At 72.4% G+C, this 17,076-nt stretch carries 15 protein-coding genes; 7 read left to right on the plus strand and 8 right to left on the minus strand.

The features are described 5' to 3' along the window. The first annotated feature begins 68 nt into the window (after positions 1–68). Positions 69–761, plus strand: coding sequence for a RibD family protein (locus tag ACX9TP_RS18210; protein WP_482980990.1), 693 nt, complete (start codon positions 69–71; stop codon positions 759–761). Between the two features lie 26 nt (positions 762–787). Here ACX9TP_RS18210 and ACX9TP_RS18215 read toward each other — a convergent pair whose 3' ends face one another. Continuing rightward, positions 788–1,633 (minus strand): hypothetical protein, encoded by an 846-nt coding sequence (locus ACX9TP_RS18215; protein ID WP_482980991.1) that lies wholly within the window; start codon positions 1,631–1,633, stop codon positions 788–790. 44 nt (positions 1,634–1,677) lie between these two features. Further along, positions 1,678–2,097 carry a hypothetical protein gene (locus ACX9TP_RS18220; RefSeq protein ID WP_482980992.1) on the minus strand — a complete coding sequence of 140 codons (420 nt, stop codon included), beginning with the start codon at positions 2,095–2,097 and terminating at the stop codon, positions 1,678–1,680. A 228-nt stretch (positions 2,098–2,325) separates the two neighbouring features. Here ACX9TP_RS18220 and ACX9TP_RS18225 point away from each other — a divergent pair, with 228 nt between their 5' ends. Further along, the gene (locus ACX9TP_RS18225) at positions 2,326–3,333 is read left to right on the plus strand and encodes a cupin-like domain-containing protein (protein WP_482980993.1); all 1,008 of its coding nucleotides are present in this window, start codon (positions 2,326–2,328) and stop codon (positions 3,331–3,333) included. A gap of 18 nt (positions 3,334–3,351) precedes the next feature. Here ACX9TP_RS18225 and ACX9TP_RS18230 read toward each other — a convergent pair whose 3' ends face one another. Next, positions 3,352–3,516: a hypothetical protein gene (locus tag ACX9TP_RS18230; protein ID WP_482980994.1), complete on the minus strand. Its 165-nt coding sequence runs from the start codon at positions 3,514–3,516 to the stop codon at positions 3,352–3,354. Between the two features lie 34 nt (positions 3,517–3,550). Here ACX9TP_RS18230 and ACX9TP_RS18235 point away from each other — a divergent pair, with 34 nt between their 5' ends. Both ACX9TP_RS18235 and ACX9TP_RS18240 read left to right on the plus strand, forming a co-directional pair. Then, positions 3,551–4,624, plus strand: coding sequence for a cupin-like domain-containing protein (locus ACX9TP_RS18235; protein WP_482980995.1), 1,074 nt, complete (start codon positions 3,551–3,553; stop codon positions 4,622–4,624). After that, the gene (locus ACX9TP_RS18240) at positions 4,621–5,505 is read left to right on the plus strand and encodes a hypothetical protein (RefSeq protein ID WP_482980996.1); all 885 of its coding nucleotides are present in this window, start codon (positions 4,621–4,623) and stop codon (positions 5,503–5,505) included. The genes ACX9TP_RS18235 and ACX9TP_RS18240 overlap by 4 nt, the downstream gene beginning before the upstream one ends. 11 nt (positions 5,506–5,516) lie before the next feature. Here ACX9TP_RS18240 and ACX9TP_RS18245 read toward each other — a convergent pair whose 3' ends face one another. The 4 genes from ACX9TP_RS18245 to ACX9TP_RS18260 form a co-directional block, all read right to left on the minus strand. Then, positions 5,517–5,891, minus strand: coding sequence for a hypothetical protein (locus ACX9TP_RS18245; RefSeq protein WP_482980997.1), 375 nt, complete (start codon positions 5,889–5,891; stop codon positions 5,517–5,519). 8 nt (positions 5,892–5,899) lie between these two features. After that, positions 5,900–7,165, minus strand: coding sequence for a hypothetical protein (locus ACX9TP_RS18250; protein WP_482980998.1), 1,266 nt, complete (start codon positions 7,163–7,165; stop codon positions 5,900–5,902). A gap of 78 nt (positions 7,166–7,243) precedes the next feature. After that, a complete protein-coding gene (locus ACX9TP_RS18255) occupies positions 7,244–9,946 on the minus strand; it encodes a CHAT domain-containing protein (RefSeq protein ID WP_482980999.1) in 2,703 nt (900 codons plus the stop codon). Positions 9,947–10,129: 183 nt separating this feature from the next. Next, positions 10,130–11,875 carry an N-acyl-D-amino-acid deacylase family protein gene (locus ACX9TP_RS18260; protein WP_482981000.1) on the minus strand — a complete coding sequence of 582 codons (1,746 nt, stop codon included), beginning with the start codon at positions 11,873–11,875 and terminating at the stop codon, positions 10,130–10,132. A gap of 149 nt (positions 11,876–12,024) precedes the next feature. Here ACX9TP_RS18260 and ACX9TP_RS18265 point away from each other — a divergent pair, with 149 nt between their 5' ends. The 3 genes from ACX9TP_RS18265 to ACX9TP_RS18275 all read left to right on the plus strand — a co-directional run bounded on the left by ACX9TP_RS18265 (position 12,025) and on the right by ACX9TP_RS18275 (position 15,560). Next, entirely contained in the window at positions 12,025–14,328 is a 2,304-nt protein-coding gene (locus tag ACX9TP_RS18265; protein WP_482981001.1) for a PQQ-dependent sugar dehydrogenase, read from the plus strand. Positions 14,329–14,388: 60 nt separating this feature from the next. Further along, the gene (locus ACX9TP_RS18270) at positions 14,389–14,724 is read left to right on the plus strand and encodes a hypothetical protein (protein ID WP_482981002.1); all 336 of its coding nucleotides are present in this window, start codon (positions 14,389–14,391) and stop codon (positions 14,722–14,724) included. Between the two features lie 122 nt (positions 14,725–14,846). After that, positions 14,847–15,560, plus strand: coding sequence for a peptidoglycan-binding protein (locus ACX9TP_RS18275; RefSeq protein ID WP_482981003.1), 714 nt, complete (start codon positions 14,847–14,849; stop codon positions 15,558–15,560). A gap of 13 nt (positions 15,561–15,573) precedes the next feature. Here the strand turns inward: ACX9TP_RS18275 and ACX9TP_RS18280 are convergent, their stop codons facing one another. Further along, positions 15,574–16,851, minus strand: coding sequence for an endonuclease/exonuclease/phosphatase family protein (locus tag ACX9TP_RS18280; protein WP_482981004.1), 1,278 nt, complete (start codon positions 16,849–16,851; stop codon positions 15,574–15,576). Between the last annotated feature and the right edge of the window lie 225 nt (positions 16,852–17,076).

Consider the following 17,076-nt stretch of genomic DNA (forward strand, 5'->3'; position numbering starts at 1 on the left):
CACGCCCCTGCTCAATCGCTCGCTGTCCCGCATACCCTGACGCAGTGGTGCCATCGAGGTTCTTGCAGATGAAGAGAACGCAACGCCCGTATGTGATCTGCCACATGGTCCCGTCCCTCGACGGGCGCATCGTCACCACGAGATGGAAGCTGTCGCCCGGCGTCACCGCCGAGTACGAGAACACGGCCCGGACGTTCGACGCGGATGCGTGGATGATTGGCCGCATCTCCATGGAGCCCTACGCCGGGAAGGCGAGAGTCCCGGCGCGCAAGGTGCAGCAGCCGATTCCGCGAACGGACTTCATCGCGCGCCGCGACGCGGAGTCGTACGCCATCGCGCTGGACCCCTCCGGCAAGCTCACCTGGAAATCGAGCTCCATCGACGAGGAGCACGTCATCACCATCCTCACCGAGCAGGTCTCGGACGACTACCTGGCGTTCCTCCAGGCCCGGGGCGTCTCGTACCTGTTCGGCGGCGCGACGGACCTGAACCTGAAGAGGGTGCTCGAGAAGCTCCGGAAGGAGTTCGGCATCAAGAAGCTGCTCCTCGAAGGCGGGGGGAAGATCAACGGCTCCTTCCTGGCCGCGGACCTCATCGATGAGCTGAGCGTGCTGGTGGCGCCCATCGCGGACGGCTCCATCGGCACCCCGGCGCTCTTCGATGCGCGAGAAGGGAAGGGCCCCGTGCGTCACCTCAAGCTGGTCTCCTTCGAGAAGCGCAAGGGCGACCTGCTCTGGCTGCGCTACAAGCTGAAGCGCTGACGCACCCCGCGCACGGGCCCGCGCGCTCAGGGAGGTGGCGGCGCAAGCGCGCGGAAGCCTTCCGCGATGGCGACGGCGATGTTGGTCAGCAGATCCTGCCGGGCGTTGACGACATAGAGGTGCGGGGTGAGCGCCCAGACCTCGCGCAGGACGCGCCGGGGCGCGGGAGGCGGCTGGGTGCTCAGCTCCGACTGGAGCAGCGGCAGCACCTTGTCGGAGAGCCGGAGCGCGGTGTCCATGACGAAGATGGCCAGGTGCGGGCGCAGCGCGCGCACGCGGCGGAAGAAGGCGCCCACCTCGTCGGGTGCCAGGTGCTTGGGCGGCGAGGACTTCATCTCCAGGTACAGCAGCTTGCCCTCCGCGGCTGCCACCACGTCCAGGTCTCCGCCCACCTCGGGCGCGTGGAACTTGACGCCCACGGCCACGTCGAAGCCGAGCCGCACGCGAAGCTCGCGCGCCACGTACCACTCCAGCGTGCCGCCGAAGCTGGCGGCGGGGTAGGTCAGGCTGTAGCGCCCCGCGTCCTCTCGCGCCGCGAGCCCCAGCGACACCAGGTCCTCGGCGAACGTGGCCGCCTGGGATTCCTCCAGGTACTTCGTCGCCTCGGCGGGCTGGAAGGGGCCACGCCGCAGGATGGCCCCACGCAGGAAGAGGCGGAACGCGTAGTGGCCGAGCCGCTCGACGAGCCGCTCCATGAGCTCCGGCTCCAGGTCCGTGGGGAAGGGGAGGTCCAGCGGGGCCACCGTCGGCTGGAAGCCCCGGCGCACCAGCATGGCGAGCGCTTCACTCCCGGGCGCCAGCAGCTGCCGGGGGAGGGGCGGGGCTTCCGCCGCGCTCAGCTCCAGGTCACGGGCCGTCGGAAGGTCCTTCATTCCTCGACTCTAGCCCGTCCCCCGCGTGAAGTGAGGCGCGGTGCTCAGTGGACGTAGTTGGGACAGTAGCGCAGCACGTCCTGTACGGGCGGCTGGCAGAGCTGCACCCCGCGCGACGAATCGATGAACGACTTCTCCCGCGCCTCCAGGTAGCACGCGGCGGGGTCATCCTCGGGGGTGGCGAACTGGCAGAGCTGCACCGCCTGCCCCTGCGTCAGCGAGCCCTCGTCCTGCACCCGCAGGAAGCACCGGGCGGGGGCAGTCGAGCGGGCACCCCGGCACAGCTGCGTGGCCGCGTACTCGTCCGTCAGGCCCTGGTCCAATGCCAGTTGGTAGCAGGTGAGCTGCGGCGCCTGCTCCTCCGCCCGGGCGCTACCAGGGGCGCTGGCTCCAACGAGGGCGGCGAGCACCGCCGCGCCTGCCGCATGACGGAAGAGCCGGGACGTGCCGCTGCCTGTCTTCATTGGGGGGCCTCCGCCGCAAATCTAGGTGTCTGTCCGCCAACGGACCGAAGCGGCGGAGCGGGCCCGGTCCCCGGCGGGGCGGCCAGCACGGGGCCTGGCCGGCCGCCTCCCAGTGCCTCACGTCACTGCGAGGTGGCGCCGGAGACCCCGTCGGTGAACATGACCGCCCTTCGGGCAGGGCTGTAGAGTTCGCGCCCTGTTCCCGGCTGGCGCGAGCGGAGAGGACACATGGGCGACGTGGCATCGGACCTGGCCCCTGAGTGGCGGGCCTGGCTGGCGGAGAACCTGGTGCTGGGCGTGGCGCCTCAAACGCTGGAGCTCACGTTGCGTCAGACGGGCCTCGCCCCGGAGCGTGCGCGGTCCGAGGTGGCGTCCGTCCTCCAGCACCCGGCGGTGGAGCAGGGGCGGCGTCGCGCGGAGGGGCACTGGAGGTTGCGCGCGCTCCTCGATACACGCGTGGCGCTTCATCGGCAGTCAGGGTGGCACCAGCGCCTGGAGCGTCGGCGCGGCGTGTCCTCGCGCGAGCTGATGGAGCGCTACTACCTCGCGCACCGGCCCGTCATCCTGGAGGACTTCATGGACGGCTGGCCCGTCCTGGAGCGCTGGCGGCCCGAGGCGCTGGCGCAGCGCTTCGGCGATGTCGAGGTGGAGGTGATGACGGGCCGTGAGTCGCGCGCGGACCACGACATGGAGCCGGACGCCTGCCGCACGGTGATGCGCTTCGGGGAGTTCATCCGCCGGTTGCTGGAGGGCGGGCCCTCCAATGACTTGTACCTCACGGCGCGCAACTTCGCGCTGGAGCGCCAGGAATTGCGCGCGCTGCTGGAGGACGTGCGCTACCCCCCGGGGGTGCTGCGCCAGACGGACCTCGTCGGGGCGGTGAAGCTCTGGGTGGGACCGGAGGGCACGCGGACGGCGCTGCACCACGACCTGGGCACCGTGTTCTTCGGGCAGATTCACGGCCGCAAGCGCTTCCGGCTCATTCCCTCATTCCAGACGCACCACCTGTACAGCCACCGCAGCGTGTGGAGCCAGGTGGACGCGGATGCCCCGGACCTGGAGCGCTTCCCGGCGTACCGGGAGGCGGACGTGCTGGAGGCCGTGGTGGGGCCCGGGGAGATGTTGCTCATCCCCGCGGGCTGGTGGCACCAGGTGCTCTCGCTCGACGTCAGCGTGTCCGTCACCTTCCAGGAGTTCGACGTCCCCGGAGGCAACACCTGGTGGAGGCTGCGGTGAGGCGCCGGGGCGCGGCGCTCACTTCTTCAGCGGCGGCGTGGTGGGCGGCGCCGTCGGGCGGGTCCGCTCGGTGTCCGGGCTCGAGTGGCTGGCGGGGTTGGGGACAATCACCTCGCGGCGGATGGTGGGCGGGTTGGGGGGCGGGTTCGGGACGATCTTCGGGAGCGGCTCGGGGGGCGTCATCGATGTCTCCAGCGCGGCTGAAGGGATTGCACTGGTGGTATACCGCACCCCGCGCGTGATGCGGCCGGATGAGAGCCCTACGCACCAGCGGCGTGCGTGGATCGCGGAGAACCTGACGCGCGGCGTAGCCCCGCGCAGCCTCGTCACGCGCCTTTGCGAGTCCGGGCTCTCGCCCGAGCAGGCCCTCGCGGAGGTGGAGTCCGTCGCGGCACATCCCGCCGTCGCCCAGGCGCGAGCACGCACACCCCGGCATTGCGAATTGGAGGCGCTGCTGGAGGCTCGGGCCGCGCTCTACCGCCAGGAGCACACCGGAGACGGAGCGCCTCGCGTGGAGCGGAGGCGGGACCTGTCGCCGGACGAGTTCTTCGCGCGCTACTACCACCGCAACCGGCCCGTCATCATCGAGGGGCTGATGGCGGACTGGCCCGCGATGTCACGCTGGTCACCGGAGTGGCTCGCGGAGCGCTTCGGCGACGAACCGGTGGAGGTGATGGCGGGGCGCGAGTCGGACGCGGACCCGGACTTCAACGCGGAGCGGCTGCGGCGCTCCCTGCCGCTGCGCGAGCTGGTGACCCGCATGCGCGAGGGCGGCGAGACGAACGACGTGTACCTCGTGGCGCGCAACAGCCTGCTTCTGCGCGAGGCCTTCCGCCCGCTGCTGGCGGACCTGCGGGCTCCGGCCGGGTACATCCAGCCGGACCTCGGCGCGCCGGACAGCGTGCACCTGTGGTTCGGGCCGGCGGGCACGTTGTCCAACCTGCACCACGACCACCTCAACGTCCTCTTCTGCCAGGTGTTCGGGCGCAAGCGCTTCTGGCTGATTCCGTCGTGGGAGACGCCCTGGCTCTACAACGACCGCGGCCTCTACAGCGCGGTGGACATCCTCGCGCCGGACGTCGCGCGCTTCCCGGACTTCGCCCGCGCCACGGTGCACACGTGCGAGGTGGGGCCGGGAGAGGCGCTGCTCATCCCCGTGGGCTGGTGGCACGCGGTGCAGGCGCTGGACGTGAGCCTGTCCGTGACGTTCGTCTGTTTCGACCGGGACGCGCGGAATGCGGAGTGGCGGGACTACTGGATTGGGCCTCGGCCGGAGAAGGTGGAGCGATGAAGGAAGGCAGTGACGGAGCGAGGCTTGCTCCCGAGTGGCGCCGCTGGGTGGTGGAGAACCTGCTGCGCGGTGCGGAGGCGCCGGACCTCGTCGCGGTGCTGGAGGGCGCGGGCGTGGACGCGACGGTGGCGCGGGAGGCCGTGAAGGCCGAGCTGGAGGACCCGTGCTTCGAGGGGACCCGCAAGGCGCTCGCGCTGGACCGGAAGCTCGAAGGGCTGCTGGACATGTATGGGGACTTGTACCGGCAGGCTGAGGGGCATGCGCGCGTGGACCGCCGTGAGTCCCTCACCCGGGAGGAGTTCTTCGACCGCTACTACTTCCAGAACCGGCCGGTGGTGATGCGGTGGCCGGTGGTGGACCCGGCCTCCATGGCGGACTGGACGCCGGAGCAACTCATGCCCTGGTTGGAGGACTTCGGAGGTGACTACCGCGGCGTGCCGCTGGATGAGGAGTCTCCCTTGCTGCGCCGGTTGCGGAAGTCGCTGCGGCTGCCGCCGGCCTGCATGGACGAGGCACGCCCTGGCACCGCGCTGCTGGCGCTGGCGAAGGAAGGCTTCCAGCGTGAGGAGAAGCCGGCACGGTGGAACATCCTGCTCTGCCAGGTGTACGGGCGGCGGCGGCTTCAGCTCATCCCCGCGTTCGAGCTGCGCCGCATGACGGGGACGCCCGAGGAACGGGCGGCCGTGTCGCGATTGGAGGTGGAGCTGGGACCCGGAGAGGTGGTGCTGGTCCCCGTGGGGTGGTGGTTCGCCAGCCAGGTGCTCGAGACGAGCATCTCGGTCTCCCTCTGGGATTTCGCCGCCTCCGCGCCCGAGGTGACGTGGGCCGAGGAGCCGGCGCCTCCCGAGCCGACACCTCCTCCGTGGCGGAAGCAGGGCTGACGCCGGGCGCGTCAGGAGGACTGGAGCTGCCGCACCAGCTCGCGCAGGGCAGGGGAGTCCGCTTCCCGCCCCACGCGCGGCAGCAGCTCCCGCACGCAGTCCAGCCGCTCCGCCGCCTCCAGGGCCTTCAGCGCCCGGTACTGGATGACCTCCTCCGGCGGCATGCAGTGGGGGACGGCCACGGCCCCACGCAGCGGCACGCGCCCGCGCCGCGCCACCAGGTCCGTGAGCACGCCGACGTCCTCCGCGTCCAGGGGACGGGCCCCGCTGACGGCCGCGGCCTCCAGCTGGGCGAGCACCTCCATCAGTGCGTCCCACGAGAAGCCTCGCGACGGCGCCTCGCGCTCCGTCACCATCCGTCTGAGCTGTTCGCGTGTCGACGGCACGGCGCCTCCTAGCGTGTCCACAGGACGCCGAGCTCCGGCACCTGCTCCGTCCTCACGGTGATGCCGAATGCCCCCCTCGCCACGTCCACCTCCCACAGTCGCCCATTCGCCCGCAGCGTGCCCATGACCCAGGGCATCGCCTGGTTCAGATAGTCCCTCCGGAATGACGACTCCTGCCCCAGCGCCACCGGCTGTCCGTCGGGCTCGGGCATCGGCATGTCGAGCTCGACGGCCCGGGTGCGGAAGCTCGGGTCGTACAGGTAGAGCCGGCCTCCGTCCTCCAGGAAATTCACCGAGTGTCCGTCATCCCAACCCGCGAAGAAGCAGTACCGCGAGTCCTGCCGGCGGAGCAGCTCCACGGGCTCGTCCGGTGCGAAGGGGTACCGCGCGCAGTCATTGAACCCGCCGGAGAAGCGCGTCTGCCGTGCGGGCTCCGCCTGGTTGAGTCCCGGCGCCGCCGCCACCATCGCCTCCCAGCGCACCTCGTCCGTGCTCGGGTCATGCAGCGGCACCAGGTGCAGCGTGCGCCCCTCCACCGCGACGCCCTGGCAGTTGGCCAGCTGCTGGAACAGCTGGTACCAGCCGCCGCACATGCCGCCGCCCGCCAGCAGCATGTGCCGCACGGACCACGCGGGCAGGCCGTAGCGCAGCCGCGTCTCCGCCAGCCCCTGGAGGATGGCGTCGCACACGGCCTTGCGCCCCTCCAGGCCCGTGCACCACCGCGAGGACCAGCGCATGAGCGGCGCATAGGCGCCGACGGGCGGCGCCCCGGGCACCCCATGCTCCATGGGCGCGCCGCTGGTGTGGAGCTCGTGCCGCGTGTCACCGAGGAACAGCCGGCGCGCGGTGCCGTGCCCGTCCGTCCACTCCGCGAACCACTGGAGCTCCAGCGCGTGCACGCCGATGCGGTTGGGCAGCGGCCGGTTGAAGGCCACCGGCTCCGGGAGCGTGCTCCACCCGGCGGTCCGCTCCAGCGTCACCGGATGGGGGCCCACCCAGCGCACGGTGCCGCCCTCGCCCAGCCCCGGCCCGAAGGCGCTCAGGTCGAACGTCGTGGGCACGAAGTGGTGCGCCAGCAGCGTCACGCCCACCGACGGCCGCGAGCCCCGGACATAGGCGATGGGCTCCTCCCTCCGGCCGCGAATCCACTCGGGCAGCGCTCCCACTCGCGTGTCCGTGACGGGGTCCCACAGGGGAATCGCGCCGCTGGCGGTGTCCCCCCGGTCGAAATGCAGGCTGTACATCGCCAGCGGTTCGTCACTGACACTGAACATTCCACCTTCCCCCTCTCTCTCGCCCCCGCGACGCGGCCCACCCCCGAGAGGGCCGCGGGCGGAAAAAGACGGCGAGCCCTACTCGTACAAGAGTACCCGGCTCACCCAGTGCGCGTTGGGGTCCTCGCGCAGCTTGCGCTGGCGCTCCTCGCGCAGGGCCTGGGCCGGAACGACGCCGGCCTGGATGCGCTCGCGCACGGCCCGGAAGAAGCGGCCCGCGGAGTTGGGGATGTCCACCGTCGCCGCGAACACCGCGCGCGCCCCCGAGCCGATGAAGGCCTGCGGCAGCGAGGACGTCTGGTGGAGCAGGGGCGGCAGCCGCGCCGCGCTGCACGCGCCGAGCAGCACCATGGGCGCCCCTTCCAGGCGCACCCCGCGAATCTCCTCGGCGGTGAGGGCGAAGCGGCCGTCGTACTCCGGCGCCAGCGCAATCACCGTGGCGCTCGACAGGCTGCGGTCCACCATGCCGTGCGCGTGGAACTCGATGTCGGTGGCCCGCGCCATGGCCTCCAGCACGCGCGAAGGCGTGGCCTGCATGCCCGTCAGCTCCAGGGGTTTGACCCGTGACGCGAGTGGGGACTGCCACGAGGGCAGGCGCGCCAGCCGCAGCGACTGCGGCGTCTCCACGTTGGCCACCACCACGTGCAGCGGGGGCACGGACGGCGCGGGCGCGGGCGCCAGCGAGCTCCCCACGCGGTAGCGCCACGCCAGGTCCGGCGGCAGCAGCCCGGCGCGGCTGTCCAGCGGGGGCGCGGCGAGCACGTCCACCTGGGGGCAGCGCCGCAGCAGCGCCACCATCTCCCGAGGCACCACGCCGGAGAGGTCGTCTCCGAGCGGCTCCCGGCGCGAGGCATCATGGTAGCCGCGCACCTCGCCGGACGGCCCGCGCGCCACCACCACCGTGCGCTCGGACTCCATGGCCGCGGCCAGCACGCACCGCTCCGGGGCGGTGACGCCGAGCTGCTCCGCCACCAGCGTGGGGACTTCGTCGAAGGCCCCCACCTTGCCGGCGCTGACGGCCAGCGACTGGTACGCAATGGCCCGGGCGTCCCGCGCGTCCGCGTCGGTGGCGAGCCAGGGCTCGGCCTCGGAGATGGTCTTCCGCAGCAGCGCGTGCCCCTCCTGGCGGTCTCTCTCCACCGCGAAGCGGGCGGCGATGAGCGTGGCCAGCACCCGGCGCCCGGGAGCGTCCCGGACGGGGTTGACCTGCGCCAGCTCGCGGCGCACCACCTCCTCGTCCGTGGGGCGCGGGTCCATCCGGCCGAGGTCCGCGAGAATCCACGCGCCCATCAGCCCCACGGAGGGGCTGCACTCCTGGGCCTCGTCCAGCGAGTGCCGGGCCTCCGCGGGCCGCAGCCGCATCATCGCCAGCGAGGCCAGGTTGCGGTGGACGTAGTTGCGCGCCTCGCAGTCTCCGGGGCTTCGCTGGAGGAACTCGTCCAGGTAGGCCCGCGCGGGCGCGACGCGGAACTGGTAGCGCGCGGCCTGGCCGAGCGCCCGGATGGCGAAGCCCTCCTGTCCCCACTCTCCCAAGAGCCGCGCTCCACGCCAGGCCGCGCGGGCCAGCTCCTCCGCCTCCGCGAGCCGGTTGGCCGACGTGGCGATGAAGCTCATCCTCCGCTGCAGGTCCAGGCACCGCAGGCCCAGCTCCCGCTCGCGGCACAGGCGCAGCGCGTCCCGCAGGCGCTGCCCGGCCTGCCAGGACTGGCCCGCGAGGTCCTCCAGCCGCGCCAGCTCCTCCTGCACCAGCACGTCCACCCACGGGTCGTCCCACCGCCGGGCGAGCCCCTCCACTTCCGCGGCCTCGCGAGGCACGGAAGGGGTGAGCAGCAGCGCGCCGAGGAGCAGGTCCTCCTCGCCCGACGCGCGCAGCCGCTGGATGAAGGCGGCCGGGTCCGCGTGGTGGCGCCGCAGGAGCCGCACGTACTCGAGCGCCAGCGGCGCGCGGCGCGTGAAGTCGCGCGCCGCCACGCGCCGGGTGTAGTCCGCCAGCGCGGTGCCTCCGAAGGCGCGGTCCAGCACCTCCGCGAGCGGCAGCAGGGCCCGCACCCGCGCGGCCGTCGGGGCGGCCCGGACGGCGTCGTAGAAGTGGGCCCGCGCGGAGCCGGGGAGCCGCCGGGCCGCCTCCAGCGGAATCGGCGCGGCGGCGTCGCTGGCCAGCGCGTCGACGGCGCTCCGCGTGCTCCGCCACAGGGAGGCGCGCTCCTGCTCGCTCGCGCGCAGCAGGTGGGCCTGCTCCCGGGCCTCGGTGCTCCAGCCGGGCTCGCCCAGCGCCGCCACCTCGTCGAAGGTCGCCGCCGCGAGCATCGTCAGCCCCAGCTCGCGCAGCACGAGCGCGCGGTTCCAGAGCGCCTGCGGGTGGCGGGGCTGCGCGTCCAGTGCGCCGTCGAGCAGCGTCAGCGCCTCGTCGTAGCGCTGGAGGAGGAAGGCGGCGGCGGCGCGGTCGCACTCGCGGCCCGCGGAGGCGGACGCGTGGTGGAGGTGGGCCAGCGCCTGCTGCGGGTCGCCGTGGACGAGATACGACGCCGCGATGCCCGCGCGGTCCCCGAGCGCCTCCAGTCGCGCCAGCTCACGCAGCGGCACCGGGGTGGCCTCCGGGGTGCGGGCCGGGGCATGGGGGCGGTAGCCGTCCGCCTGGGCCACGCTGAGTCGCGGCTCGATGGGCCGGGTAGGGGACGCGGTGAGCCAGACGCGCTGCGCGACGCGGTCCGCCGTGGGGTCCGCGCCGGAGAGGACGAACGCGGCGAGCACGAGCAGGGGAAGCGGGTACCAGAAGCGCATGCGCGGCGGGCCCCGCCGTCTGGAGGCTTCAGGGGTTCGTGGTGTTCCCAGCTCACCGGCCATGCGGTGGACCTCCGGGGTACCCGCGCCCAGGCGCCGTCACCCGGTTTCATCTTGGGGCAACCCGCCACATGGGAACAAATGTCATCCAGACGACACGGCCCACCGGGGCGGGCCGTGAGGTCAGGAGGCGCGGGCGCGCAGCACGCGACCGAAGCCGCGCTCCCGCCCCAGGGCCGGGGACACGCCGCCGTCCTGGACGGCCTCGCGGCCGGAGATGAGCACGGCCTTCACGGCGGCGTCATTGCGGCGCACCAGCCGCACGAAGCCGCCGAAGTTCTCCATGGGCGCCTCGGCGACCTCGTCCAGCTTCGCGTCCAGGCCCTCGGGGTTGATGACGGCCAGGTCCGCGCGGCGCCCCTCGGCGAGCACGCCCGCGTCCAGCCCGAACCACTCGCCAATCTCCCCGGTGAGCCGGTGCACGGCGCGCTCCGTGGACATGAAGGGCTCGCCGCGCTTCTCGGCCTCGCGCACCAGGCGCAGCAGCCGCAGCGGGAAGTTGTAGTGGGCCATGTTGCGCAGGTGCGCGCCCGCGTCGGAGAAGCCCACCAGGATGTCCGGGTGCCGGCAGATGCGCTCCAGTTCCTCGCGCCTGTCGTTGGCCATGACGGTGTACCAGCGCAGCGCGTCCCCGTGCGTGGCCACCAGGTCCAGGAAGACGTCCACGGCGTGCCGGTCCTGCTCCTTCGCCACCTGGGCGAAGGACTTGCCCACCACGCTCGCGTCCGGGCACTGGAGGATGCGGGACTCGTTGAAGTCGCGGTGGAAGGCGCGCGGCAGGAAGCGGTTGGTCCACTGGCGTCGGAAGCGGGCGCGGTACTCCGGGTCCTTCAGCAGGCCCGCGCGTGACGCCGCGTCCTGGAGGTGCAGGGCCGCGGCGCCCGCGCCGAACTCCTCGAAGACGACGAGGTCGATGCCGTCCGCCCACAGGTCGAACACCTCGGGCAGCGCCTGCCAGCGGAAGTCCGCGCCCAGCAGCCGGTTGGCCACGCGCGACAGGACGCCGATGGTGCGGTGGATGCCGCGGCTGGCGCGAGGGTCCATCATCGAGATGACCGACGTCTTCAGCGTCTTGCGTCCCAGGCCCATGCTCTCCAGGAGGAACAGCAGCACGTTCACCTTGGTGCTGATGTTGGGCACGCCCTGGAAGACGCGGCCGCGCTCGCGCAGCAGGCGGGTGAGGCGGCGGTACTCGCTCCAGCGCGCGTAGGTGGAGGGCAGGGGCCGGCTGCGGATGTCGCGCGAGCCGCCCATCTTGTCCCACTTGAGCGTCTGCACCGACAGGCCCAGGTAGCCCAGGTCCAGGCCCTCGCGGACCAGGGCCTCCATGCGGCGCAGCTCCTCCTCGGCGGGGCGCACGCCGGAGTCCAGGCTGCGGTGCAGGCCCATGACGTGCGCGCGCAGCGCGGAGTGTCCGAGCAGCGACGCCACGTTCGGCCCGAGCGGCAGCGCGTCCAGGTGCTCCAGGTAGCCGCCCAGCGTGTCCCACTGCTTGCGCTCCTCCAGCAGCGTGCGGACGGTGGCGTAGGGGATGGCCTCCACGCGGCAGAACATGTCGGCCAGGTCTTCCGGCGTGCCCACCGCGAGGCTGAGCGAGCAGCTTCCCACCACCACGGTGGTGACGCCGTGGCGGACGGACTCGGAGAGGGACGGGGCCAGCTCCACCTCCGCGTCGTAGTGCGTGTGGAAGTCGATGAAGCCGGGCGTCACCCAGTGGCCGGTGGCGTCGATGACGCGCGTGTGCGGCGCGCGGGGCAGCGGGGCCTCGGAGATGGCGGCGACGGTGCCGTCGCGGATGCCCACGTGGGCGTGGCGCGGCGCATTCCCCAGCCCATCGAACACCCGCCCGTTCTCGACGATGAGGTCCATGCGCGGGGACTCTACCCCGGGGCGCCTGACGCCGGCTCTGTCCACCGGACCACTCCGGGCGCTACCGCTCGGGCCGCCCGAGCGTCCAGCATCGGGCAGACGTCCGTTCGGGCCATCCTCAAGCCCGGAAGGCGATGGCACATGGCCCCATGCTCCGACGTCCGCCGGTGCGGGTCATGCTCTGCACCCTCGTCCTCGCCACCGCTCTGCTCCTGTCGCCCGCGGCCTGTCCGGGCGCGCCTCCGACGGGGCCGGACACTCCCGATGCACAGCCTCCCGACCTCGGGCCGCCGGGCATCGAGGACGCGGGCCCGCCGGATGCGTCCAGCCCCGACGCCGGCCCGGACGACGTGCCGGACTCCGGAGACTCCATTCCGGACGTCCCGTACGGCCTCGAAACGCGGCCGGCCAACCCCACGTGCGTGGCGCCCGCGCGTCCCGCCGAGGCCACCGGCGTCGCCCTCCAGCGCGTCTACCCGAGCCTGTCGTTCACCCAGCCGCTGTTCGCGCTCCAGGCGCCCGGCGACAGCCGCCGCGTCTACGTGGTGGAGAAGCAGGGCTACGTGCGCGTGTTCGCCAACGAGGAGGACCCCGCGAGCAGCTCGCTGGTCATCGACCTCTCCAGCCGCGTGAATGCCTCGCACGACGAGTCGGGGCTGCTGGGCATGGCCTTCCACCCGCGCTTCGCCACCAACGGCCAGGTGTTCCTCTCCTTCATCGGAGATGACGACGAGGGGAAGCTCCACTCGTACATCGTCCGCTATCGCAGCACGGACGGTGGCGCCACGTTGGACCCGCTGAGCGGGGAGCTCGTCCTCGAGCTCTCGCAGCCGTACTCGTACCACAACGGAGGCCACCTGGCCTTCGGCAAGGACGGCTACCTGTACATCGGTTTTGGCGACGGCGGCGGCCGCGTGGACCCGAACCGCACCGCGCAGGACCCGCAGCAGCTGCTGGGGAAGATGGTGCGCCTGGACGTGGACTCGGCCCGGCCCTACGCCATTCCCGCCACGAATCCCTTCGCGAAAGGCGGCGGGCGGAAGGAAATCTACGCGCTCGGCTTCCGCAACCCGTGGCGCTGGAGCTTCGACCGGCGCACCGGCGCGCTGTGGCTGGGCGACGTGGGGGAGAAGCGCTTCGAGGAGGTCAACCGCGTGGTGCTCGGGGGCAACTACGGGTGGAGCGTCCTCGAGGGCACCGCGTGCGTGCGCGGCACCCCGTGCGCCACGCAGGGCCTGACGCCGCCGGTGGCCGCTTACGGCCGTGACGAGGGCGTGTCCATCACCGGCGGCTACGTGTACCGGGGGAGCGCGGTACCGGCGCTCGCGGGCCGGTACGTCTTCGGCGACTTCGGCACGGGCCGCATCTGGACGCTGCCCGGGGACGCCACGCCCGGCGGTGGGGCGACCCCGAAGCGCGTCCTCTCCACGTCGCTCAACATCTCCTCCTTCGCGGAGCTGAACGACGGAGAGCTGCTCGCGGTGGACTTCGGCGGAGGCGGGCTGTACCGGCTCGTCCCGGAGATGCCGGCGCCGGGGGGCGCGTTCCCCGCGCGCCTGTCCGAGACGGGGTGCGTGGACCCGAAGGACGCCACGAAGCCCGCGGGCGGGCTCATCCCGTACGGCGTGAATGCCCCGCTCTGGTCGGACAGCGCGGACAAGGAGCGCTTCCTCGCGGTGCCGGACGGGACGACGGTGACGGTGGGCTCGGACGGCGTGCTGGAGCCGCCGCCGGGCAGCGTGGCGGTGAAGAGCTTCCTGCTGGAGGGCCGGCGCGTGGAGACGCGCCTCTTCATGCGCCACCCGGACGGGAGCTGGGCCGGCTACAGCTACGAGTGGAACGCGGAGGGCACGGACGCGGTGCTGCTGGAGACGGGCAAGGTGAAGCAGGTGGCGGGCAGGACGTGGACCTTCCCCAGCCGGGCCGAGTGCATGCAGTGCCACAACGCCACCGCCAGCCACGTGCTGGGCCTGGAGGTGGCGCAGCTCAATGGCGACTTCATCTATCCAGGAGAGCGGCGGGCGAACCAGCTCGCGACGCTGGAGCACATCGGCGTGCTGACGCTGCCGGGGGCGCCGGACACGCTGCCCCGGCTGTCCACCTATGACGGCGCGACGTCGCCGGAGGCGCGGGCCCGCGCGTACCTCCATGCCAACTGCGCCATGTGCCACCGCCCCAGCGGGCTCGGCCGCGGCACCGCGGACCTGCGCATCACCACGCCGCTGGCGCAGGCGGGCATCTGCGACATGCCTCCGGAGCTGGGCGACCTCGGCGTGCCCGGCGCGAAGCTGGTGGCCCCGGGCCACCCGGAGGCGTCGCTCGTGTCGCTGCGCATGCACGCGCGGGACACCTTCCAGATGCCGCCGCTCGCCACGCGCGAGGTGGACGCCGCCGGGACGGCCCTGGTGGATGCGTGGATTCGTTCACTCTCGCACTGCCCTGGAAGCCAATGAGGGCAGGCGTGCCTACCTTTGCGACCGGACACGGACGCAGCAGGAACGAGGAGGCACGCGATGGCACGACATGGATGGCAGTGGCTCACGATGGCGGGCCTGTGTGGAGTGCTCGGCCTGGCCGCTGGCTGCACGGAGCGCCAGGAAGGGGCCGTGCGGGAGAACGCCCGTGAGGTCGGCAAGGAAGTAGGCGAGGCGGCGAAGGACGTGGAGCACGGCGCGAACAAGGCGGCCGAGCAGCTCAAGGGCGCGGCCGAGGAGGCCTCCGAGGGCTTCAAGGAAGGCGTGGGCGGCTCCGGCAAGGCGCCCATCGGCGACAAGCCCGGCGTCATCAACGACGGCGAAGGTCCACTGGAGAACGGACGCGGTCCGCTCGAGGAGCAGAAGGACCGCTGACCCTCGGACGCGAGCCCCTTCGTGCGCGAAGGGGCCGCGGCCTCCCCCTCTTGGCGCGTGCTTCGTCACGGTGCCAGGATGGCGCTCGTCCCGGCGCTCGCGGTTGCCGGCGGGGGGAGTGCATGAACGAGCTCGAGCTGGACAGGGTCTACCGCCGAGGCGAGCGGGGCCAGGACGTGCGGCGCATCCAGGAGTGGCTGTCGCTCCAGGGCTTCGCGGTCGCCATCGACGGCGACTTCGGCGCCGCGACGGAGGCGGCACTGAAGCGCTTCCAGGCGAAGGCCGGGCTCACCGTGACGGGCGTCGGCGACGCGGTGACGTTCGACCGGCTGGTGGCGCCCCTGAAGGCCGCCATCGCGCCCATTCCCGCGCAGGGCCGCACCCTGGGCTCGCTGGTGGTGGCCTACGCCGCGCAGCACCTGCGCCAGCGCCCGCGAGAGATGGGCGGGGAGAATCTCGGCCCCTGGGTGCGCCTCTACATGGACGGCCACGACGGCAGCACCTGGCCCTGGTCCGCGGGCTTCGCCACCTTCTGCCTCCAGCAGGCCGCGCGAGCGCTCGGCGTGCCCATGCCAGTGGGGCGCTCGCTGTCGTGTGACACGCTGGGCGCCTTCGCCCGGGAGAGGGGGCGGCTCATCTGCACGCTCACCGCGCTGCCCGACCGGACCCGCATCTGCCCCGGCAGCCTCTTCCTTCGCCGCCGCACGGCCACCGACTGGTCCCACACCGGCATCGTCACCGAGGTGGACGAGGAGACCTTCCAGACCATCGAAGGCAACTACGAGGTCTGCGCCCGCACGCGCGGCTTCGAGAACATGGACTTCGTCCTGCTCTGAAGAAGCCGCCCGCTCAGGACTGCTTGCTATTGCCGGACGGAGGTCTGACCTCGCGGGTGCCCGGCCCGCGCACGGTGTAGTGCGCCACCACCGGCTGGTGGTCCGAGGACTCGGTGCTGCGGTCCACCTCGAACAGGACCGGCACCAGCCCGGGCGAGGCGTAGAGATTGTCGAAGCGCTTGCCCGTGGCGGGCACCACGCCGCGCTCGTCCGGCAGCGACGTGAGGGTGGCGCTGTCGGCGATGTCCTGCAGGCGCAGCCAGTGCTCGCTCCCGCGCGGCACCTTGCCGGAGCGCAGCTCCGCGCACGCCTGCTTCGGCGTCATCACCACTCCGTCCTGCAGGCGCACCTGCGCGAGCGTGGCATGGGCGATGGTCTCCGGCAGCTCCAGCTCCAGCGCGTGCAGCTCGTGCCGCAGGCGCGGGTCGGCGATGTTGCCCACGCCCTTGTCGCCCACGCTCGCGTGCGGGTCGCCGTAGCGCACCGCGTACTCCTCAATCGTGTCGGTGTCGTCGTAGGTCATCAAATGCGCCATCAGCCACGAGCCGCCGCGCTTGATGGCGGTGTTGGCGTTGAAGTCCCCCAGCACCACGGCGTGCGCCACCTCGCGGTGGTGCAGCAGCGCGTTGAGCTGGCGCAGGTTGCGCGCGTTGATGCCCGAGTCCCCCAGCGCATGGTGCACGTTGTAGAAGACCACCGGGTGGCCCTCCACCTCCAGGCGCACGTAGAGCGCGCCCCGGTCCTCCGGCAGCTCGCACGGGTCTCCGCGCCGGAGGATGGCCTCCTCGCGCACGGAGTCGGGGATGACGTAGGTGAAGTGGGCCCCGTCCACCAGCGGGTGGCGCGTGAGGAAGGCCTTGCCGTTGACCAGCCGCCCGCCAGGGCCACCGTCATGGCCCTGGTAGGCCATGTGGAACCCGTACCGCTGCGCCAGCAGCACGGTGATGGGCACGTTGGCCTCCTGCAGGCCGAGGACGTCCGGCATCCGGCCGTGCGCCTCCAGCTCGTCGAAGTACGCCAGCAGCGCCTCGCGGCGCTGGCCTCCGAGCAGGATGTTGTAGCTCATCACCGTCAGCCCGGGCCCCCGGGGCGGACGCGCGGAGGTGTTGCGGACGATGTACGTGCGGCCGTCACCCAGCTCCCGCTCCGTCGTGGGCCGGGGCACGGCCTCGAAGTCGGGGAACGTCACCGTGGGCTCTCGACGTGGCAGGTGCTCCTCATGCGCGCCCGGCATGCGGGCGAGCAGGGGGCCGACTCCCGGAAGATGCTCCAGCAGCTCGGGCACTTTCATACAGGCTCCCCCCTGGGGAGCCGCGAATGCGGAGCAGGAACGAAACAGTCGTGCTGGATAGCGACTTGAGCCACCGGTCCTCCTGTGTGGACTCAAGTTCTGCGCTGATCCGCGCGGAGGCCAGGGGGCACACGGGCCTTTGAGGGCCGGCCGGGCCGCCTCGTCCGGCTGGAGGGCGGGCGGGGGAGCCGCGCACGGTGGGCACAGGGCTTCCCACCCGGGATA

The organism is Pyxidicoccus sp. M15, from assembly GCF_056858435.1.